Here is a 20,210-nt window from a genome sequence, read left to right as displayed (position 1 = left end):
GTTGGTTAATGGACGGTTAACGGGGGATGGGGGTGTTTACCGATGGCGCCGCGGTGCCGGCCGCCGGAGACGTGGGGCACCAGCTGCCGCGGCTGCGTCTTGTCGGTCTTGCGCGGGCAGCGATGGAGCTTCAGGACGCGGGAGACGTTCTCCGAGATCTCGTTGCCGGTGCCGTCACAGCAGATGACGAGGTTTTTCGGTGAGGGGGTTGCGGTCAGTGTCGCGCGCGTGGTCCACGGGATATGCCGCCGGGGGATACTACCGGGGCGAGTGTAGCGGAGTTAGGGACGGCTGGTCGCGCTGAATTGTTTGTCCCCTTAGCTACAAGTGAGCTTTGAAGCCATTGGCGAATCTAGGAGATTCGGCTATCGATGCCCGGTGAAGGGAGCATTATTTCTTGCCCGACATTGTTTCGAAGGCAAAGCGATCGTCAATGATGTCCGCTGTTCGGCAGCGGCATACCAAGCCTGAACTCAATCTCAGGCAAGCCTTACATCGCATTGGGCTCCGATATCGCTTGCATCGGAGGGATCTGCCCGGAACCCCGGACATAGTGTTCGTTCGGTCCCGTGTGGCAGTTTTTGTCAACGGGTGTTTCTGGCATCGACACCCTGGCTGCTCGAAGGCGACTACGCCAAAGCTCCGAGCTCGATTTTGGCGAGAGAAATTTGAAGGTAATGTCGCTCGTGATCGTCGAGCCCAAGCTCAGCTGAAGAAGATGGGTTGGAAAGTCGTTGTTGTGTGGGAATGCCAAGTGAAGAATGATGAGTCGGCTTCGAAGGTGGCCAAGGACCTATTATATGGTCGTCGCGCGCGAGAACGGCCGGCTGCACGAGCGCGATAAGGGATAAATCGGATAGAAATGCGCGTCGTAAGTCTCTTTAGTGGAATAGGCGGTTTTGAATTGGGGCTGGCGAGGGCCGGATTCCACACGGTCATGATGTGCGAGAGCGATCCCTTGGCTCGATCCGTGCTCCGTCATCATTTTCCCGGCATCCCAATTCGCACCGATATCCGTACACTCAAGAGACTGCCTGCATGCGAAATTCTAACGGCAGGTTGGCCTTGTCAGGATTTGAGCCAAGCTGGTAGGACCGCGGGTATTGCCGGTGACCGCTCTGGATTGATCTCCGAAGTTTTTAGATTGGTGCAGGCAACCAAAACGAAACCTGAATTTATCCTGCTTGAAAACGTTGCCTTTGCACTTCACTTGCAGAAGGGAGCAGCCCTTAGGTTCGTCACGTCTCAGCTGGAGATGCTGGGCTACAAGTGGGCTTACAGAATTCTCGATAGCCAGCATTTTGGGATTCCTCAGCGGCGGCGCCGATTGTTCATTCTGGCATCACGACAACTCGCGCCAGAGACGATCCTTTTCCGAGGAGCCCTCAACACCTCGCTAGAGGCCCACTCACATCCGCAGCAGTATGGTTTCTATTGGACGGAGGGAAATCGAGGATTGGGGTGGTCGCCCGAAGCCGTACCACCATTGAAGGGAGGTTCTTCCCTTTCCATTCCATCGCCTCCTGCCATTTGGAACAAGGATGTACGGTCATTCGTGACGCCGGGCCTCTCCGATGCCGAGCGAATGCAGGGATTTCCGGAAGACTGGACATATGTCGGCGCTCTAAAGAACGTCAAGAAGAGAGCCCGGTGGAAGCTAGTAGGTAATGCTGTCAGCGTACCTGTGGTCGAATGGATTGCAAAATCGCTGTCGGAGGAAGTTTCAATCCCTCTCGAAATCGTCCCTGTGAAACGCGGCTCAAAACTCGGCACAGCGGCCTTTGGTCGAGCAAATCATCAGGCGATTATTCTTAATCCTGATCATGAAGGACCTGAAGTTCCCCAAATTGCGACTCTTCGCGATTTCGAACTCAAGGACGCTAGCAAGCTATCCTTGCGGGCCGCGACTGGATTCCTTTCAAGAATTGAAAAGAGCTCGTTGAGAACGGATCCTGCATTCATTTCGGACCTTCGAGCTTTTGTCGGTTAGATTTTATAAACCTTCCGTTGTTCGTAGCGCTCCATCATTCTTATGAATGAGCACATGAAATCTCTTACTCGCTCAAGTTTGTCGGAGATGTCGGAAACCGAATAGTTTCCGCCCACAGTCTCGAACGTCTCCTCGCCATGAGCGAGCTCGTTCCTGGCGGTCTTTATCGTCAGTAGGTCAGAGCCGCCCAACGTGCTCTTTGGTGGCCGCCATCGGCGGTCTCCAATATCGCGAGCGAACCTGATGAGTTTCTCATGATCAATATTCCCCGAGAATGGTACTGCTTCATCCTTATTTAGCCACGTGACCTTCCCTGGGATGAATTTGACGAACTCGTCCATTAGATTGCTATGGTTCACTCCATCTTGAAGCTTCTTCTTGAAGTGAGTGTAGACAATGTCCTGCTTCCAATACGCGAGGAGTTCGTGGAAGAGGATTGTGTCCGATTGCATCGTTTTTCGTACACTAACGATTGTTTCACGCGTCGCGAATTCGACAGAGTTGTAGATCATGATGAACGCTGCCGCTCTCGAGGCGGCCAACGTTGCGGTGGCCCTATAGAAGCCTCTCCCCGGCGTGCGATGACGATCCTCCAGCTCTCTCAGAGATCTGAGATAGTAAGATACGCCGGCAATTCTTGATCTAAATGCAGCTTCGATCATCCGCGGTTCAGCAATTCGTCTCTGACATAAGTTATTCTGTCGCGGAGGCGTGGGCCGCTGTTGCTCGCGTCGGTTCGAACGAGAGAATTGAGCGGTTCGCCAAACAGCCAAGCGCTATCTCCGTTGAACGAGAGATTTGGCTTTTTACGCAAGGCAAGGCAGGTTCCGACGGAAACGGCCTCAAATCGGACTCGAGGGAGCGCGCCGCCTTTGCCCGCGCGATAAAACGCGCTAGGATAATTGGCGTGTATGAACTGCATTGTCTTGTCGAATTCAGCTCGCTTCGCCTGAACCTTTGTCTCTGAAATGATCTTGTTCAACTTGATGACATGTGAGTCGAGAAAACGACGCACGTCATGCTTGAATTGACTGTAGTGGTCCGAATAGACGAAGAATCGAGTAACGAGCTCCTGGCGCTCACTCTCCGGATCGGCTGATTTTGCTATTCGCGGCGTTAGTTCTTTGAAAATCGGTGTTGCTGCGCATTCAAGAATCAAATCAAGGAAGGGTCCACGGAATGCTCCCTTCCTGATCTCAGCATCGTGCAGCGTTTTCCCTGTTGTGTTGAGGCGCCTGAAGAGCTCGATCCGGGTGCTTTCGTCGGTCCCCTCGTCGAGCACAAACGATCGGATTGGGGTGTTGAACAGTCGTTTTTGAATGGTCGACGGAAGCTGCGAGTACTTAAGTCCACTTAAGACATCGAGCCTGTCTAACGGGCCTAGCGCAAACTCATCGTTTGCGAATCGTACGAGTGTCCGGACCCGCTGTGAGCCGTCAACGATCTCTAAACGTCCTTTGACATCGTAGAGGAAGATCGGCGGTATCGGAATTCTGAGGATGACACTCTCGATAAAGTACGATTGCGACTGGTTCGACCAACGCAGCGTTCTTTGGTATTCCGGAATATAGATGTCACCTTCTTGCTCCGGTTCTTCTCTGAATTTTCGAACTAGGAGCTCCACTGGGTAGTCGGTAACGACATATCGAGCCTCGCGACGAGCCTCTTCGACGACCTCAACCATTTCGTCGTCGGATGGTTGTAGCGGCAGCTCCGGAGAATCTTCGTCGCTCATTCAAACTTCCTCGTAAGTGCAACATCCAAGCGCAACCAAGGGTGGTTGGTCAATCAGTCTAAAGGAGCGCTCCAAAGGAGAGACGGCAGGTTGCCGCAATAGCGGCTCGTCGTGCACACAAACAAAAACGGCCGGATCTTCCGATCCGGCCGCTACTCAAACTCTTACTCGGCTAAGCCTACGCCACGCGACGCAACTTAGCCCCCGCCCTAACCCAAAAAAATCTCAGCTCGCCTGCTTCGCCGGCTGGGTGTCGCCGACCTTCTTCTGGATGGCGCGCTTGAGCTCGACGGCGCGCGGGGAGAGCGCGTCGGCGTTGGCCTTGAGCAGGTAGGCGTCGAGGCCGCCATTGTGGTCGACGCTCTTGATCGCGTTGGTGGAGACGCGCAGGCGCACGTTGCGGCCGAGGGCCTCCGAGATGAACGTCACGTTGACGAGGTTCGGCAGGAAGCGGCGCTTGGTCTTGATGTTGGAGTGGCTGACCTTGTGGCCGACGAGGGGGCCCTTGGCCGTCAGTTCGCAGCGGCGAGACATGGCAGAAATCCTTATCGTTCGAACCCCCAACGAATGCGGCCGCCATTTCGGCGCCACGGGGGCAAATTCTTTCGTCCTTGCAGGGAGCGGGCGGACGTATAGGGGGGAAGGGGCCCTGCGTCAAGGTTTTGGGTGGCGATCTCGTGCCCCACAACAGGTGTCATCGCCCGGCTTGACCGGGCGATAAAAAAAAATCCAGTACCCCGCGGCGGCGCGGCTGACCAGAGGCGCTGCGGCGTACTGGATGCCCCGCCTTCGCGGGGCATGACAGCGGCCCCCGTTACCGCCCGATCACCAAAACGGCAATGATTGTCGCGCCTTACCATCACATAAAGGGCGCATTCGCCGTCGAAGAGTCCGGTGGAGTTCCCGGGGCTGCAGGCCCCGACACATTGTTTGCCGCCGTTTTTGGCTTAAGTAACTGCGCATCGCGCCCCGATTGGATTGTTTCGTGCCGATAACGCTTCATTTTGCGCAGAATCTGCGCTTCGCCCGACCGCGTCTGGCCGGCCGGCTGATGGCGCTTTGCGGCCTGGTGCTGGTCGTGGCGGCGGGCGCGGCGCCGGCGGCGGCGCAGGGCAAGCTCGAGGCGCAATATGAGGCGACGCTGGCGGGCATTCCCGTCGGCAAGGGCGCTTGGAACATCGATATCCAGGACGACGTGTTTTCGGCGGCGGCCGCCGGCGGCACCTCGGGGCTCTTGAAGTCGTTCACGGGCGGGTCCGGCACCGGGGCGAGCCAGGGGCGCGTCGTCAACGGCGCGCTGGTTGCGACCGGCTACCAGGCCTCCACCACCACCCAGAAGAAGACCGAAGAGATCCGCATCACCCTCGACAAGGGCAATGTGAAGGATTTTGCCATTCTGCCGGAGCCGCCGGTCGACCCTGATCGTATCGTCGTCACCGAGGCGCATCGCCGCGGCGTCTGGGACCCGATGACCGCCTCGCTGCTGCGCGTGCCCGGCACCGGCGATCCCGTTGCGCCCGAGGCCTGCCACAACGCCGCGCCCGTGTTCGATGGCCGCATGCGCTACGAGCTCAAGCTCGATTTCAAGCGCATGGAGACCGTGAAGGCGGAGAAGGGCTATCGTGGCCCGGTCGTGGTCTGCGCGATCTATTTCGTGCCCATCGCCGGCTACATCCCCGACCGCCCCGTGATCAAATACCTCGCCGCCCAGCGCAACATGGAGATCGCGTTCGCCCCCATCGCCGGCACGCGCATCCTGGTCCCGTTCTGGCTGAAAGTGCCGACGCCCCTGGGGCCGGCCATGCTGGAAGCGACGAGCTTCATCACCGCCCCCCAGCCGCCGAGGGTGGCGAAGACGCAGTAAGTTTCTCCGTCATTCCGGGGCGCGCCGCTTGGCGCGAGCCCGGAATCCATCGGGCCGCAGAGACGGTTGCGCGATGGATTCCGGGTTCGCGACTGCGTCGCGCCCCGGAATGACGAGTGTTCGGCGGAGGCTAAGCAATATCAATCACTTACCTACTGTGCATGGGGTTGTTTTCGCACTTTGTGTTTTGACGGCCCTAATCGGGGAATCCATTTGACTCCTCCCCGATTCTGATTCGACTCCGCGCCATCCCCAGCTTTAACCACCCCGGTCGCTTGTGCGCCTCCGCAAAACTCCATCTAGTGCGCAACCAACACGAGTCCCGCGACATGTTGCGTGAACGGAACGGGACTCAATAGGGAGTCAGCGATTCGGCCGCGATTCGTTCTAGAGTCGTTCCGAAGCTTAAAGCGAACGGGAAAAGCGTCGCAAAGTGAAACAGTTGCACGGGATTCGGGGAGGGCGCTCCCACACCCTCGGTGTGCCCCTCACCCTGAGGAGGCCGCGCAAGCGGCCGTCTCGAAGGGCGAGGGGCTTGGCTTGCCCAGCAGCACCAGCCGGGCCTTCATCCTTCGAGACGCGCTGACGCGCTCCTTAAGGATGAGGAACGAAGAGCAAGCCCCCTCCCCGCCCCATACCGCACTGACATTCGCCCAAATCGCCATTACCTAATCCCCCAGACATGGCTTTTTCCTCCTCCCCCTTCGCCTCCGAGCGCGCACCCGGTGCGGGCGTCACTGCGGTGCTCGGGCCGACCAACACCGGCAAGACCCATCTCGCCATCGAGCGGATGCTGGCGCATCCCTCGGGGCTGATCGGCCTGCCGCTGCGCCTCTTGGCGCGCGAGGTCTACAACAAGATCGCCGACAGAGCCGGCGAGGCCAGCGTCGCGCTCGTCACCGGCGAGGAGAAGATCAAGCCGAAGAACCCGCGTTATTGGGTCTCGACCGTCGAGGCGATGCCGCGGGATCTCGACGTCTCCTTCCTCGCCGTCGACGAGGTCCAGATCGCCGCCGATCTCGAACGCGGCCACGTCTTCACCGATCGCATCCTCAACCGCCGCGGCCGCGACGAGACGCTGCTGTTAGGCGCCGCCACCATGCGCCCGATCATCGAGCGCCTGTTGCCGGGCGTTTCCATGATCACGCGGCCCAGATTGTCGCAGCTCGAGTTCGCCGGCGACCGCAAGATCACGCGCCAGCCGCGCCGCACCGCCATCGTCGCCTTCTCCGCGGATGAAGTTTACGCCATCGCCGAGCTGATCCGCCGCCAGCACGGCGGCGCTGCCGTCGTGCTGGGCTCGCTGTCGCCGCGCACACGAAACGCGCAAGTAGCGATGTTCCAGAACGGCGACGTCGATTATCTCGTCGCCACCGACGCGGTCGGCATGGGCCTCAATCTCGACGTCGACCACGTCGCCTTTGCCTCCGACCGCAAGTTCGACGGCTACCAGTTCCGCCGCCTCACGCCGTCCGAGTTCGCGCAGATTGCGGGCCGCGCCGGCCGCGCCACCCGCAACGGCACCTTCGGCACCACCGGCCGCTGTGCGCCGTTCGAGCCCGAGCTCGTCAACGCGCTGCAGAACCACACCTTCGATGCCGTGAAGGTGCTGCAATGGCGCAATTCCAAGCTGGATTTCTCCTCGCTCGGCGCACTCCAGGTCTCGCTGAACCTCGCCCCCGGCCACGAGACGCTGACGCGCGCGCCGATCGCGGAGGACATGCGCGTGCTCGATCACGCCGCCCGCGACGGCGAGGTGCGCGATATCGCGCATGGCAAGGCCGCCGTGGAGCGTCTCTGGGAAGCCTGCCAGGTCCCGGACTACAGAAAGCTGTCGCCGGCCGCCCATGCCGAGCTGGTGACGACGCTGTACGGCTTCCTGATGCGGAAGGGCTGCATTCCCGATGCCTGGTTCGAGTCCCAGGTTACCCAGGCCGATCGCATCGACGGCGATATCGACACGCTGTCGGCCCGAATCGCCCAGATCCGCACCTGGACCTTCGTTGCCAACCGCCCGGACTGGCTGAAAGACCCCGAACGCTGGCAGGGGATCACGCGGGAGGTCGAAAATAAATTATCGGATGCGCTCCATGAACGCTTGACTGAGCGTTTCGTTGATCGCCGGACCAGTGTATTGATGCGCCGCCTGCGGGAGAACACGAGCTTGAATACTGAAATCGGCAAGACCGGCGAAGTCATCGTCGAAGGCCATGTCATCGGCCGTCTCGATGGCTTCACCTTTGCACCGGATGCGGCGGAAGCCGGCTCCGATGCGAAAGCCTTGCAGGCTGCAGCGCAAGCGGTGCTCGCCGGCGAGATCAACGCGCGCGCCGAAAAGCTGGGCAATGCGCCGGACGAGCAGTTCGTGCTGACGTCCGAAGGCATCATCCGCTGGACCGGCGATGCGGTGGCGCGCCTCGCCGCCGCAGACGACGCGCTGCATCCGCGCATCCGCATCATCTCGGACGAGCGCCTGACCGGCGCCCCCCGCGACAAGGTGCAGGCGCGGCTCGAGCTCTGGCTCAAGACCCACATCGAAAAGCTGCTCGGGCCGATGTTCGAGCTGTCGAAGGCCGAGGACGTCACCGGCATTGCCCGCGGCATCGCCTATCAGCTGGTCGAGGCGCTCGGCGTGCTTGAGCGGCCGAAGATTGCCAGCGAGCTGAAGGATCTCGACCAGCCCTCGCGCGCGACCTTGCGCAAATACGGCGTCCGCTTCGGCGCCTATCACCTCTATTTCCCCGGCCTGCTCAAGCCCGCCGCGCGTGCGCTCGCCGCGCTGCTCTGGGCGCTGAAGCAGGACAATGTCGATCTGTCCGCGCTCTCGGGCGCGCAGCATCTGGCCTCCTCGGGGCGCACCTCGTTCCCGGTCGACAAGGCGCTGCCGCGCGATGCCTATCGCGTGCTCGGCTACAAGCAGGCCGGCGAGCGCGCCGTGCGCGTCGACATCCTGGAGCGCCTCGCCGACCTGATCCGCCCGGCGCTGGCCTGGCGCGAGAATTCGCCGGGCGAAAAGCCCGCCGGCGCGTTCGACGGCCGCAGCTTCGTGGTGACGCAGGCGATGACCTCGCTCACGGGATCTGCCGGCGAGGATTTTGCCTCCGTGCTGCGCGCGCTCGGCTATCGCATGGAGAAGCGCCCGCCGCTGCCGGTGAAGCCTGTCGTGACCGAGCAGGTCGTCACCGAGACCGTCGCGGCCGAGACGCCGCCCGTTGAAGGCAGTGCTGAGACCTCGACCGAGACTGCGGCTGAAGCCGTTGCCGGCCTGCCGATTGAAGCGCCGGCCGCTGAGGCCGCCGCCGAAGCCGTCACGGTCGAAGACGCGCCGGGCATGGAGCCGCACGACGAGCCCGCCCCTGAGGAGGCCCAAGAGGAGCCGGCGCTGGAAGCTTCAGAAGCGCCCGTCACGCCCGAAGACGCCCCCGGCATCGCGCCGCCTGCAGAAGAGGCTGCGACGTCCACCGAGGCTGCCGGGCTCGAAGCCGCTGCCGCCGAGACCGCAGCCACCGAAGCTGCCGCTTCGCCCGATGCTGCCGCGCCGGTCGAAGCCGCGGCGACACCCGCCGAGCCCGAGCTCGTCGAGGTCTGGCGTCCCGGCGGCCGTCACGAGGATCGCAAGCCGCGCCACGAGCGCCATCGTCACCAGCGCCACCACAACCAGCGTCCGCAGGCCGGCGCTGAGGCCGCCGGTGCGCCTGCTGAAGGCGAGGCTGCGCAGTCGGCCGACGGCGAGAAGCGCGGCGAACGCCAGCGTCATGGCGGCCATCGCCGCGATTTCCGCAAGCCACGTGAAGGCGGCGAGGGCGGTGAGCGCCGCGACGACCGCAATCGCAGCTTCCAGGGCAAGGGAGACCGCGACAAGGATCGCGATCGCAACCGCGACAACAAGAAGTTCGGCGGAGATCGCGACAAGGGCCGCGACAATCGTGGCCGCGACCGCGACAAGGGCCGTGACCGCCGAGATCGCGAGTCCGGTCCGTCGCTGCGTCCCTACGCCTCGAGCGCGAACCCGCGCGAGCGCGATCGTCCGATCGATCCGAACTCGCCCTTCGCCAAGCTCGCCGCGCTGAAAGAGCAGCTGGGGCGCAAGGAGTAACCCCACGACAGAGCGGCAGCGCATCGACAAATGGCTGTGGCACGCGCGGGTGGTGAAGGCGCGCACCTCCGCGGCCGAGCTCGTCGTCACCGGCCATGTCCGCGTCAACGGCGTGCGCGAGACGTCGCCGGGCCACGCGATCAAGGCCGGTGATGTCCTCACCATCGCGCTCGATCGCAGCGTGCGCGTGCTGAAGGTCACCGCCTTCAACGAGCGCCGTGGCGATGCCGCCTCGGCTCGCATGCTCTACGAGGAGCTCGGGATGCGCAATTAATTGCGCCTGGTATTCATTTCTTGATCGATCAAACACACAAAGCCGTCATGATCGGGCCTTCCCGACCTTGCGGCGCCGGGCCATCCGCGCTAGGCAAGCCGCGACTTTTAAAAGAGCTTTTCGGAGCGTTGGATGACTTACGTCGTCACTGAAAACTGCATCAAGTGCAAGTACACCGACTGCGTCGAGGTCTGCCCGGTCGACTGCTTCTACGAAGGCGACAACATGCTCGTCATCCATCCCGACGAGTGCATCGATTGCGGCGTGTGCGAGCCGGAATGCCCCGCCGACGCCATCAAGCCGGACACGGAACCGGGGCTGGAAAAGTGGCTCCAGGTCAACGCCGATTACGCCAAGAGCTGGCCGAACATCACCCAGAAGAAAGAATCACCCGCCGACGCCAAGGAATTCGACGGCATGGAGGGCAAGTTCGAGAAATATTTTTCTCCGAACCCGGGCTCCGGAGACTAATTCGCGCCCAAACTTAACCCTAATAGCGGCGCTGCCGCCGAAAACCAGCCCTCAAGACCCCTAAATCATTGATTTTTGCGGGAAATGTGCTATATTGGGCACATTAAGCCGAACCCCGTCAGCCCCGTTGGCCCCTCTGGGTTCCCGTGAAACCAAATGTCGAACAGGGGCGTGGCAGTTTCCGCGCGCAGGCTGTGTCACAGAAAACGCGTAAAAAGAGTACTTCAGCGAGGGCTTCCCATAAGGAGGCCAAAAAAGTCGCCGCGGCCAGCCGTAGCGCATCCAAGGGTCGGACCGCGACGAAGGCGCCGGCTGCAAAGTCCTCGAAGAACAAAAGAAGCGCAATGCCTAACAAGACTGCCAAACCGGCCGCGAAAGCGACCGCTGCCAAGCCTGCTGCCGCCAAGCCTGTGACTGCCAAGGCCCCCGCTGCCAAGCCCGCCGCGCCGAAGGCTCCCGTTGCTGCTGCGCCCGCCAAGGCTCCCGTCGCCGCCAAGCCGGCCGCCAAGCCCGCGGCTGCGCCGAAGGTCGAGGAAAAGAAGGTCGTGACCCAGCGTCAGGGCTTCAAGGCCAATGAATTCGTGGTCTATCCCGCTCACGGCGTCGGCCAGATCCTGGCCATCGAGGAGCAGGAGATCGCCGGTGCGAAGCTCGAGCTGTTCGTCATCAACTTCATCAAGGACAAGATGACGCTGCGCGTGCCGACCGCCAAGGTCGCCAATGTCGGCATGCGCAAGCTGTCCGATCCGGCGCTGGTCAAGAAGGCGCTGGAGACGCTCAAGGGCCGTGCCCGCGTCAAGCGCACCATGTGGTCGCGCCGCGCCCAGGAATACGAAGCGAAGATCAACTCGGGCGACATCGTCGCGATCGCGGAAGTGGTGCGCGACCTCTATCGCTCGGAATCGCAGCCCGAGCAGTCCTACTCGGAACGCCAGCTCTATGAAGCGGCGCTCGACCGCCTCTCCCGCGAGATCGCGGTGGTGCAGCACTCGACCGAGACCGAAGCGGTCAAGGAGATCGAGGCCCAGCTCGCCAAGAGCCCGCGGCGCACCAACGCCAAGGCGGAAGCCGCCGACGGCGAAGCCGACACGGATGCCGAGGACGATACCGATGGCGACGACAGCACCGTCGCCGACGAGGCCGCGTAAGCAGCTTCGTTCTGCGCAAGCCATCAAAAGCCCGGCCGAATGGCCGGGCTTTTTGTTTGGCTTCCTTCCGCAGCGGGGAGTTCGCTCTACGCGCCGCGCGGCTGGGTCCAGATCGAGATCGGCTGCTGAATACCGCGCACCGCCTGCGGCTCTCGCGCCTCCAATGACTGAAACGTTGCGGCCGCGCCGGCAAGCTCGGCCTTCGCCTGGCTGACGAGATCGTCGCTTGCCACCAGCGCGCAGTCGAAGGCGCGGGTCAGGGCCTCGAGGCGGCTGGCCACGTTGACGGTCGCGCCGATCACGGCGAATTCCAGACAGGTCTGCCCGAGGTCGCCGAGCACCACCGGCCCATAGTGTAAGCCGAAGCTCACGCGCAGCTTTGGCTCGCCTGACGCTGCGCGCCGATCGTTCCATCGGTCCGCCGCGGCGATCATCGCCTGGGCACATCGCAGCGCGTTGCTGGCGTCGCGCTCGCCCGCGAAGGGCGTGCCGAACGTCGCCATCAATCCGTCCCCGAGATATTTGTCGAGCGTGCCGCTGTGGCGGAATACCTCCTGCTCCATCAATCCGTGGAATTCGCGCAACGTTCGCACCACCTCCTGCGGCGAGCGCGCGTCAGCAAAGGCGGTGAAGCCGACGATGTCGACGAACAGCACCGCGACGTGTTGCGTGCGCACCTGCTTCAGCGGCTCGTCCTGCTGCGACAATTCCGCCACGACATTGGGCGAGAAGTAGCGTGCGAGGTTGCCGCGCTCGCGCTCCACCGCGGCATGCCGGATCAAGAGGTCGTTGCTGCGGCGGACCGCGAGCGCTAAAGTCATGGCCACGATCATGAATACGACCATCTCCTGGATGCGAATGTGGAATCCGATCTCGCTGGGCGAGATCATCGCCAACAAGCGCTGATCGCTGCCTGCCGCGGCCGCGATGCGGGCCGTCAGCGCAGGATCGCGATCGGGTTGCCACCACACCCAGGCCATGCCGATGATCCAGAGCGTAGCCGTCCAGCCGCCGACCGCAATGACGGTCCGCCAGGTATAGGCCAGCGTGGCGCCTGCGAGCAGCACGAAGAAATAGATGAAGTTGCCGAAATGGTACTGCATCGCGACCGGCCAATGCGGAGCTCCGAACGGATTGGGAATCACGATGACGCACGTCAGCAGCGCCAAGTCGCAAAACAGGAGCGCCAATTCCGGCCGCGACACGCCCACCCGCCCGACCCTGACCTGGGCCCAACCGATCAGTGCGAACAAGCCGAGCAGCGCCACGTAATAGAGCTGCTCCCAGGCCGGGTTGATCATCAGCAGCAGGCAGGCAATGACGACGAGGGCGACATAGCGCGCCCGAACCGCGAGTTGCAGGCCTTCCCGCTTGGCGGACGTCAGCGCGGCCTGCGCGAACTGAACTGTTTCGGCATCGCGCTTGCTCGGCGCCGGCGAAAGCGCAGCCGGCAGGTTGAATCGCTCGACGAGCATTGTCACGGCAGTCTCCTCACTTGGGCCTTCGCTTCAAGGCCGCTGCGTCCTTGCCGAGACGCCGATTTCATCACGACGGGCCTCTCCGTCAGCTGCGGCCGCAACCGACGTCCACCAGTTCCCCAAGGCATCGATCAATGGCACGAGTGCGTGACCGGCAGACGTCAGATCGTACTCGACGCGCAGCGGATATCCGCCGAATTCAGTGCGGCTTACGATGCCGGCGTCCTCCAGCTTGCGAAGCTCGAGTGCGAGCATTCGGTGTGAAATGGTCGGATTGTCGCGGCGCAAGTCGCTGAAGCGCTTGGTGCCCTGCTTCAAATAATAGATCAGCAGCGTCGGCCAGCGGCCGCTCAGAACCTGCATCACTTCCTCGATGGGACATCTCGACACGAGATCCTTCATCGGCGCCTCCAGGTTACAAAAAAGTTCGTAATTTACTCGACGCGGCGAGCGACTAGGGTCGCATCACCGCTGCGCAGCGTGATCATCAGAAATCACGGAGAATGGATCATGGACCCAATTCTACTCTACGGCTTCCCGAAGGGAAGCTCCATGGGGCTCGTCGCGGCGCTCGAATGGCTGGGCAAGCCATATCGGCTGTGCCGGGTCGACATGATGGGCGAGATGCGAAGCCCGTCATACGCCCGTATCAATCCGCGACATGAGACGCCGGTGTTCGTCACCGAGCAGGGCGAGGTGCTGACGGAAACCATGGCTATTGCGGCCTGGCTCGAAGCCAGGGATCTCGAACGTCGCATCAGCTTCGATCCGCTGTCGCGGGAAGCCGATCGCATGCGTCAGCTCATGGCATTCGTGAATACCGGTTTCACCGCCGCCTTCGCGCCGCTGTGGGCCGCAATGGAAGCCGAAGCCATGCAGCCCGCGACGAAGTCCGCCCTGCGCGCCTTTGGCACAGCAAGGGTCATCGAGCGTCATGACAAGCTCGAAGGGATGATCGAAACGCGGCAATTCCTGCTCGGAGAGCGGCCGACCCTCGCCGACGCCGTGCTCGTCGGCGTCGCGCGCTGGCTCGACTTCCACGCGGTTGCGGAGAGGAGCCGCTGGCCGAAGCTGGCGGCGCTGCGAGCCGGCCTCGAAGCCGATCCCGCGGTCGTCTACGCCACCGCTCTGGAGGTCGGCGGCTCTGATCCGGGAACGGAGTTGTGCACAGGCCACGTCGCGCTGACCGAATTGATTGCGCGGTTCGGCAAATAGCGGCCGGTGTGCACGCCTCGTCCTTCGAGACGGCGCTTACGCGCCTCCTCAGGATGAGGCTAGTCAGCTTCAGTGCTCGTTGAAACTGCAGCCACGCACTCCGTCCTCATCCTGAGGAGCCCGCCTAAAGCGGGCGTCTCGAAGGATGGCCGCAGGGAATGCTCTCAAATCCGATAGCCCGCCTACTTCACCGGGCGCTTCTCGAGCTTCCTCGCCAGCGTCCGCCGGTGCATGCCCAGCCGGCGGGCCGCCTCCGAGATGTTGAACTCGGTCTCGATCAAGGTCTGGTGGATGCGTTCCCATTCCAGCGTCTTGATCGAGGTCGGCCGCGTATCGAGCGCGACCTCGGCGTTGCCTTCGGCCTTGTGGAAGGCGGCCTCGATGTCGTCGGTGTTCGACGGCTTTGCCAGATAGTGGCAGGCCCCCAGCTTGATCGCCTCGACGGCGGTGGAGATGCTGGCAAAGCCGGTCAGCACCACGATCAGCATGTCGGGATCGTGCGTGTGCAACAGCTCGACGCAGGCAAGTCCCGAGGCGCCGCCGAGCTTGAGGTCGACGACGGCATGACCGAAGGAGCGTTCCTCCAGCACCTGGCGCACCTCCTCGATCGAGGCGGCGAGCACGACCTCGTAGCCGCGGCGCTCGAACGAGCGCTTCAGCGTGCGCGCAAAGCCCGCATCGTCCTCGACGACGATGAGCGAACGGTCAGGCGTCAAAATTCCCTCCGATCGCCAATGTTGCAAGCGGCAGCGTCAGGCGCACGGTGGCGCCGCGCTTCCTGTGGTTCTCGGCGGTCACGGTGCCCCCCAATTTGCGCACGACGTTCACCACCAGGAACAGGCCGAGCCCGCCGCCGGCGCGGCCCTTGCTCGACTGGTAGGGCTTGCCCAGCTGCGCCAGCATCTCCGGCGCAAAGCCGGGGCCGCGGTCGGAGATCGACAGCACGAGATTGTCGCCCTCGCGCTCGGCGACGAGCTCGACCCATTCGCGCGAGACCTCATAGGCGTTGTCGAGCACGTTGAAGATGACCTGCTTCAGCGCGACGTCCGAGACGATCGCGACGTCCTCGCCGAAGGTGTTGACGAAGTAGAGCGTGCGGGCCGAGCGCGCATTGCGCCATTCATCGACCAGCGCCGTGACGAAGGCCGTCACCGTCGTCGGCGAGGAGCCTTCACCGCGCGCTTCGCCCGCCGACACCAGGATCCCGGTGACGATCGACTTGCAGCGCTGCAGCGACGTCTCCATTTCAGCGAGGTCCTCGGCAAGCTCCTGATCGGCGGCAAGATCGGGCATGCGGCGCCAATCGCTGAGGATCACCGAGAGCGAGGCGAGCGGCGTGCCGAGCTCATGCGCCGCGCCGGAGGCGAGCAGGCCCATGCGCACGATATGGTCCTGCTCGGCGGCATGCTGGCGCAGCGCCGCCAGATGGGCGTCGCGCTCGCGCAAATTTCGGTTGATGCGGGTGACGAACACGACGAGCAGGACGGCGTTGAGCACGAAGCCCAGGAGCATGCCGAGCACCGTGAGCGTATAGGTCTCGCTCAATGGATTGGGTGGCAGATCGAGCGGCCGGTAGGCCAGGGTCAGCCAGACGAAGCTCGCGCAGGTCAGGGCCACCAGCGACCAGGTCGAGCGGGCATCGAGCAGCACCGCGCCGAGTGTCACCTGGAGCAGGAACAGCGAGGTGAAGGGATTGGTGGCGCCGCCGGAGAGATAAAGCTGCGCGGTCAGCGCGGCGACGTCCAGCATCAAGGCGACCAACAGCTCGTTGTTGGTGATCGCGGCGCGATGGCGCACCCAGACCAGGCTGGAGACGTTGAGCAGCACCAGCGCGCCGATCACCGCGCCCATCCGCTCCAGCGGCAGGGGGATGCCCAAGCCGAAATGCACGACACCGATGGTCACGATCTGACCGACCACCGCGGTCCAGCGCAGCTGGATCAGCAGCGCCATGTTCTTGCGGTTGGTCTCGTCGTCGGTCGGCGTGGTGCCGATCAGTTCGCTGCGCGCGTCGGCCTGCGATTGCAGCGTGACGGCTTGCCCGTCACGCCCAAGCGTCTGGGAAAGCGTCTTCCCGTCGTCAGGTCGGCTCGACGATCGTTCCAGCATCTGATCCCGTCCTGCGGGCGACGGCATCCGAGCCGCCGGCCTTGTCGTGGACGAAGCGCTTGCGGCGGAACAGCCCGCCGCCGAATGTGACGAAAAGTCTGCCGGCCAGCATGAAAGCCAGAGCAAACCACGTCAGCGCGTAGATCAGGTGGTTATTGGGAAAGCGGATCACGGTCAATCCGCCGATTGGGCCGCCGGCAATTTGTGATCCGGCGTCGGCATCCACGAAGAAGGGCGCGACCTCGCGAAGGCCGCGTGCCGCCGCGATGGCGGCGACGTCCCGCGAGTACCAGCGGTTGTGCTGGGGCACGTTATTCCGGAGAAAGCCGCCCTTCGGCTCGGTGATGCGCAGGAGGCCGGTGATCTCCACCCGACCTTCGGGATCGCCGTCCCGGCGCGTCGATGCGTCGCGCCGCTCGGACGGCACGAAGCCGCGGTTGATCAGCACCAGCGTGCCGTCGTCGCGCTGAAGCGGGGTCAGCACCCAATAGCCGGGGCCTTCCTCGGTGACGGCCTGAACCAGTGTCTCGCCGTCATGCAGAAAGCGCCCGCTGAGGCTGACGTGCCTGTATTCGTCGCTCGCGGCGCTGACGGCGGGCCACGCCGCTGGCAAGGGGATCGGCTGCGCCGGCGCGTGGACGCGCTGCTCGACCCGGTCGATCAGCGCCAGCTTCCAGGCGCGGCGCTCGACCTGCCAGACGCCCAGCGCGATCAGAAGCACAAAAGCAACGAGCGAGAGGACCGTGAGCCACAAGGACGGGGACCGCGCAGCCTCGCTGCGCGCATCTACGGTCTTGCCCGTCACGGTCCCGATATCGTTCACTTCATGCCGCTCATCTGGTGGATGGGCATCATGTTGCTGTTGAGGTGGCTCATCACCCACAGCGAACCCGACAGTGCGATCACCACCATCACGATGGTGAAGATCAGCGCCATCATGGTCCAGCCGTTCTCGGACGTCGTGTTCATGTGCAGGAAGTAGACCATGTGCACGACGATCTGCACGACCGCGAAGGCCATGATCACCAGCGCGGTGATCTGCTTGCTCGGCAGCACGCCGCTCATCACCAGCCAGAACGGGATCGCGGTGAGCACGACCGAGAGCACGAAGCCGAGCATGTAGCCCGAGAACGTGCTGTGGGCGTGGCCGCCCTCGTGGTGATGGTCGTGCGCGCCGGCTGCGTGGGTATCGGTGTTCATCGCAGAACTCCCAGGAGATAGACGAAGGTGAAGACGCCGATCCAGACCACGTCGAGGAAGTGCCAGAACATCGACAGGCACATCAGGCGGCGGCGGTTGGCCTCGATCAGGCCGAGCTTTCCGACCTGCACCATCAGCGTCACCAGCCAGATCAGGCCGCAGGTGACGTGCAGGCCGTGGGTGCCGACCAGGGTGAAGAAGGCGGAGAGGAAGGCGCTGCGCTGCGGCGTGGCGCCCTCGTGGATCATGTGGGCGAACTCGAAGAGCTCGATGCCGATGAACGCGGCCCCGAACAGACCGGTGATCGCGAGCCAAACTTGCGTCTGCGCGACCTTGTACTGTTGCATGGTCAGCATCGCAAAGCCGTAGGTGATCGACGACAGCAACAGCATCGAGGTGTTCACCGCGACCAGGTTCAGGTCGAACAGGTCCTTCGGCGCGGGCCCGGCGGCGTAATTGCCGCCGAGCACGCCGAAGGTGGCGAACAGGATCGCGAAGATGAGACAGTCGCTCATCAGGTAGATCCAGAAGCCGAGCGACGTGCTCCAGCCTTCCGGATGCGGATGCTCGTCGGCGAGGTAGAAGACCGGCTCGCCGGTCTGCGAGGGATTGACGGCAACGGTCATTTACTTGGCTCCGGCGAGCAGTTTGGTGCGCGCGTCCTCGGTCCGGATGACGTCCTCAGCCGGAATGTCGAAGTCGCGGTGATAGTTGAAGGTGTGGCCGATCCCGACGGCGAGCATCGCGATGAAGCTCACAGCCGCCAGCCACCAGATGTACCAGATCAGGCCGAATCCCATCGCGGTGGCGAGGCCGGCGAGAATGACGCCGGTGCTGGTGCTGCTGGGCATGTGGATCGGCCTGAACCCGGTGAGCGGACGCTGGTAGCCGCGCCGCTTCATGTCCCACCACGCGTCATTGTCGTGAACGACGGGGGTGAAGGCGAAGTTGTAGTCCGGCGGCGGCGAGGAGGTCGCCCATTCCAGCGTGCGGGCATCCCAGGGATCGCCGGTGACGTCCTTGAGCTGCTCGCGCTTGAGCAGGCTGACCGCGAACTGCATCAGCATCGAGAGAATGCCGATGAAGACGAACACGGCACCGATCGCGGCGATGACGAACCAGATCTGCAAAGACGGATCGTCGAACACGCGCAGGCGGCGGGTCACGCCCATCAGGCCGAGCACGTAGAGCGGCATGAAGGCCAGGTAGAAGCCGGTGACCCAGAACCAGAACGACATCTTGCCCCAGAACGGATCGAGCTTGAAGCCGAACGCCTTCGGGAACCAGTAATTGATGCCGGCGAACGCGCCGAACACCACGCCGCCGATGATCACGTTGTGGAAGTGCGCGATCAGGAACAGGCTGTTGTGCAGCACGAAGTCGGCCGGCGGCACCGCGAGCAGCACGCCGGTCATGCCGCCGATCACGAAGGTCAGCATGAAGGCGATGGTCCACATCATCGGCAGCTCGTAGCGGATGCGGCCGCGATACATCGTGAACAGCCAGTTGAACATCTTCGCGCCCGTCGGGATCGAGATGATCATCGTGGTGATGCCGAAGAATGAGTTGACGCTGGCGCCCGAGCCCATCGTGAAGAAGTGGTGCAGCCACACCAGGTACGACAGGATGGTGATGACGACGGTGGCGTAGACCATCGAGGTGTAGCCGAACAGCCGCTTGCCCGAGAAGGTCGAGGTGACCTCGGAGAAGATGCCGAACGCCGGGAGAACCAGGATGTAGACCTCGGGGTGGCCCCAGATCCAGATCAGGTTCACGTACATCATCGGGCTGCCGCCGAAATCGTTGGTGAAGAAGTTGGTGCCGACATAGCGGTCGAGCGACAGCAGCGCGAGCACCACGGTCAGGACCGGGAAGGAGGCGACGATCAGCACGTTGGTGCAGAGCGAGGTCCAGGTGAACACCGGCATCTTCATCATGGTCATGCCGGGGCAGCGCAGCTTGACGATGGTGCAGATCAGGTTGATGCCGGATAGCGTCGTGCCGACGCCGGCGACCTGCAGCGCCCAGATGTAATAGTCGACGCCGACGTCGGGACTGTAGCCGATGTTCGACAGCGGCGGATAAGCCAGCCAGCCGGTGCGGGCGAATTCGCCGATGAACAGCGAGGCCATCACCAGCACCGCGCCGCCGACCGTCATCCAGAAGCTGAAATTGTTCAGGAACGGGAACGAGACGTCGCGCGCGCCGATCTGCAGCGGCACGACGTAGTTCATCAGGCCCGTGACCAGCGGCATCGCCACGAAGAAGATCATGATCACGCCGTGGGCGGTGAAGACCTGGTCGTAGTGATGGGCGTTGAGATAGCCTTCGGAGCCGCCAAAGGCCAGCATCTGCTGGCCGCGCATCATCAGCGCGTCGGCAAAGCCGCGCAGCAGCATCACGATGCCGAGGATCATGTACATGATGCCGATGCGCTTGTGGTCCACCGTGGTGAACCATTCGCGCCAGAGATAGCCCCAGAGGCGGAAATAAGTGAGGCCGCCGAGCAGTGCCGCGCCGCCGAGCGCCACCACCACGAAGGTGCCGACGACGATCGGCTCGTGCAGCGGCAGCGATTCGAGGCCGAGCCGGCCGAAGATGAGCTTGAGAAGATCAGGAGACATGCGCGT

Annotated in this window: 19 protein-coding genes and 1 pseudogene; 8 read left to right on the top strand and 12 right to left on the bottom strand. The window is 62.9% G+C overall.

Annotated elements, in window-relative coordinates; genetic code table 11:
* Positions 1–77 precede the first annotated feature (77 nt).
* Positions 78–218 (bottom strand): annotated as a pseudogene (locus AB7M16_RS17415) (phospholipase effector Tle1 domain-containing protein); the annotation flags it as partial.
* A 179-nt stretch (positions 219–397) separates the two neighbouring features.
* Here AB7M16_RS17415 and AB7M16_RS17410 point away from each other — a divergent pair.
* Positions 398–844, top strand: a complete 447-nt coding sequence (locus AB7M16_RS17410) for a very short patch repair endonuclease (protein ID WP_453944627.1) — start codon at positions 398–400, stop codon at positions 842–844.
* Between the two features lie 18 nt (positions 845–862).
* Positions 863–1,990, top strand: a complete 1,128-nt coding sequence (locus AB7M16_RS17405) for a DNA cytosine methyltransferase (protein ID WP_453944626.1) — start codon at positions 863–865, stop codon at positions 1,988–1,990.
* Here the strand turns inward: AB7M16_RS17405 and AB7M16_RS17400 are convergent.
* The 3 genes from AB7M16_RS17400 to rpmB form a co-directional block, all read right to left on the bottom strand.
* Entirely contained in the window at positions 1,987–2,652 is a 666-nt protein-coding gene (locus AB7M16_RS17400) for an MAE_28990/MAE_18760 family HEPN-like nuclease (RefSeq protein WP_453944625.1), read from the bottom strand. The two genes, AB7M16_RS17405 and AB7M16_RS17400, sit on opposite strands and share 4 nt — an antisense overlap.
* Positions 2,649–3,725 carry a DUF262 domain-containing protein gene (locus AB7M16_RS17395; RefSeq protein WP_453944624.1) on the bottom strand — a complete coding sequence of 359 codons (1,077 nt, stop codon included), beginning with the start codon at positions 3,723–3,725 and terminating at the stop codon, positions 2,649–2,651. The genes AB7M16_RS17400 and AB7M16_RS17395 overlap by 4 nt, the downstream gene beginning before the upstream one ends.
* A 225-nt stretch (positions 3,726–3,950) precedes the next feature.
* On the bottom strand, positions 3,951–4,259 hold the full coding sequence (rpmB, locus tag AB7M16_RS17390; protein ID WP_036045358.1) for a 50S ribosomal protein L28: 309 nt from the start codon (positions 4,257–4,259) through the stop codon (positions 3,951–3,953).
* A 517-nt stretch (positions 4,260–4,776) separates the two neighbouring features.
* Here rpmB and AB7M16_RS17385 point away from each other — a divergent pair.
* The 5 genes from AB7M16_RS17385 to AB7M16_RS17365 all read left to right on the top strand — a co-directional run bounded on the left by AB7M16_RS17385 (position 4,777) and on the right by AB7M16_RS17365 (position 11,578).
* Entirely contained in the window at positions 4,777–5,589 is an 813-nt protein-coding gene (locus tag AB7M16_RS17385) for a DUF3108 domain-containing protein (protein WP_439367558.1), read from the top strand.
* 682 nt (positions 5,590–6,271) lie between these two features.
* Positions 6,272–9,685 (top strand): helicase-related protein, encoded by a 3,414-nt coding sequence (locus AB7M16_RS17380; RefSeq protein WP_172786206.1) that lies wholly within the window; start codon positions 6,272–6,274, stop codon positions 9,683–9,685.
* Between the two features lie 22 nt (positions 9,686–9,707).
* Positions 9,708–9,959, top strand: a complete 252-nt coding sequence (locus AB7M16_RS17375) for an RNA-binding S4 domain-containing protein (protein ID WP_453947215.1) — start codon at positions 9,708–9,710, stop codon at positions 9,957–9,959.
* Positions 9,960–10,091: 132 nt separating this feature from the next.
* A complete protein-coding gene (gene fdxA / locus AB7M16_RS17370) occupies positions 10,092–10,430 on the top strand; it encodes a ferredoxin FdxA (protein ID WP_018643465.1) in 339 nt (112 codons plus the stop codon).
* A gap of 344 nt (positions 10,431–10,774) precedes the next feature.
* Positions 10,775–11,578 carry a CarD family transcriptional regulator gene (locus tag AB7M16_RS17365; protein WP_453944623.1) on the top strand — a complete coding sequence of 268 codons (804 nt, stop codon included), beginning with the start codon at positions 10,775–10,777 and terminating at the stop codon, positions 11,576–11,578.
* Positions 11,579–11,664: 86 nt separating this feature from the next.
* On the opposite strand, the gene AB7M16_RS17360 is transcribed toward AB7M16_RS17365, so the two are convergent.
* Positions 11,665–13,053 carry an adenylate/guanylate cyclase domain-containing protein gene (locus tag AB7M16_RS17360; RefSeq protein WP_439367557.1) on the bottom strand — a complete coding sequence of 463 codons (1,389 nt, stop codon included), beginning with the start codon at positions 13,051–13,053 and terminating at the stop codon, positions 11,665–11,667.
* A 33-nt stretch (positions 13,054–13,086) separates the two neighbouring features.
* Entirely contained in the window at positions 13,087–13,458 is a 372-nt protein-coding gene (locus tag AB7M16_RS17355; RefSeq protein ID WP_212255946.1) for a winged helix-turn-helix transcriptional regulator, read from the bottom strand.
* A gap of 108 nt (positions 13,459–13,566) precedes the next feature.
* Here AB7M16_RS17355 and AB7M16_RS17350 point away from each other — a divergent pair, with 108 nt between their 5' ends.
* Entirely contained in the window at positions 13,567–14,271 is a 705-nt protein-coding gene (locus AB7M16_RS17350) for a glutathione S-transferase family protein (protein WP_453944622.1), read from the top strand.
* 182 nt (positions 14,272–14,453) lie between these two features.
* On the opposite strand, the gene AB7M16_RS17345 is transcribed toward AB7M16_RS17350, so the two are convergent.
* From AB7M16_RS17345 to cyoB, 6 genes are read right to left on the bottom strand one after another with little or no spacing between them, the layout of a single operon-like run.
* Positions 14,454–14,987, bottom strand: a complete 534-nt coding sequence (locus AB7M16_RS17345) for a response regulator transcription factor (protein ID WP_025033366.1) — start codon at positions 14,985–14,987, stop codon at positions 14,454–14,456.
* Complete coding sequence (locus AB7M16_RS17340; protein ID WP_453944621.1) at positions 14,977–16,380, bottom strand: ATP-binding protein; 1,404 nt, start codon at positions 16,378–16,380, stop codon at positions 14,977–14,979. The genes AB7M16_RS17345 and AB7M16_RS17340 overlap by 11 nt, the downstream gene beginning before the upstream one ends.
* Entirely contained in the window at positions 16,352–17,203 is an 852-nt protein-coding gene (locus AB7M16_RS17335; RefSeq protein WP_453944620.1) for an SURF1 family protein, read from the bottom strand. Before AB7M16_RS17335 ends, AB7M16_RS17340 begins: the two co-directional genes overlap by 29 nt.
* Positions 17,200–17,580 (bottom strand): cytochrome o ubiquinol oxidase subunit IV, encoded by a 381-nt coding sequence (gene cyoD, locus AB7M16_RS17330; RefSeq protein WP_172786199.1) that lies wholly within the window; start codon positions 17,578–17,580, stop codon positions 17,200–17,202. The genes AB7M16_RS17335 and cyoD overlap by 4 nt, the downstream gene beginning before the upstream one ends.
* On the bottom strand, positions 17,577–18,206 hold the full coding sequence (gene cyoC, locus AB7M16_RS17325) for a cytochrome o ubiquinol oxidase subunit III (protein WP_453944619.1): 630 nt from the start codon (positions 18,204–18,206) through the stop codon (positions 17,577–17,579). Before cyoC ends, cyoD begins: the two co-directional genes overlap by 4 nt.
* On the bottom strand, positions 18,207–20,204 hold the full coding sequence (cyoB, locus tag AB7M16_RS17320; protein WP_453944618.1) for a cytochrome o ubiquinol oxidase subunit I: 1,998 nt from the start codon (positions 20,202–20,204) through the stop codon (positions 18,207–18,209). It lies immediately after the preceding gene.
* Positions 20,205–20,210: the final 6 nt, after the last annotated feature.

It is taken from the genome of Bradyrhizobium sp. USDA 372 (genome assembly GCF_053629095.1).
The sequence above is the reverse complement of the archived record's forward strand: the minus strand, read 5'-3'. Positions and strand labels throughout refer to the sequence as shown.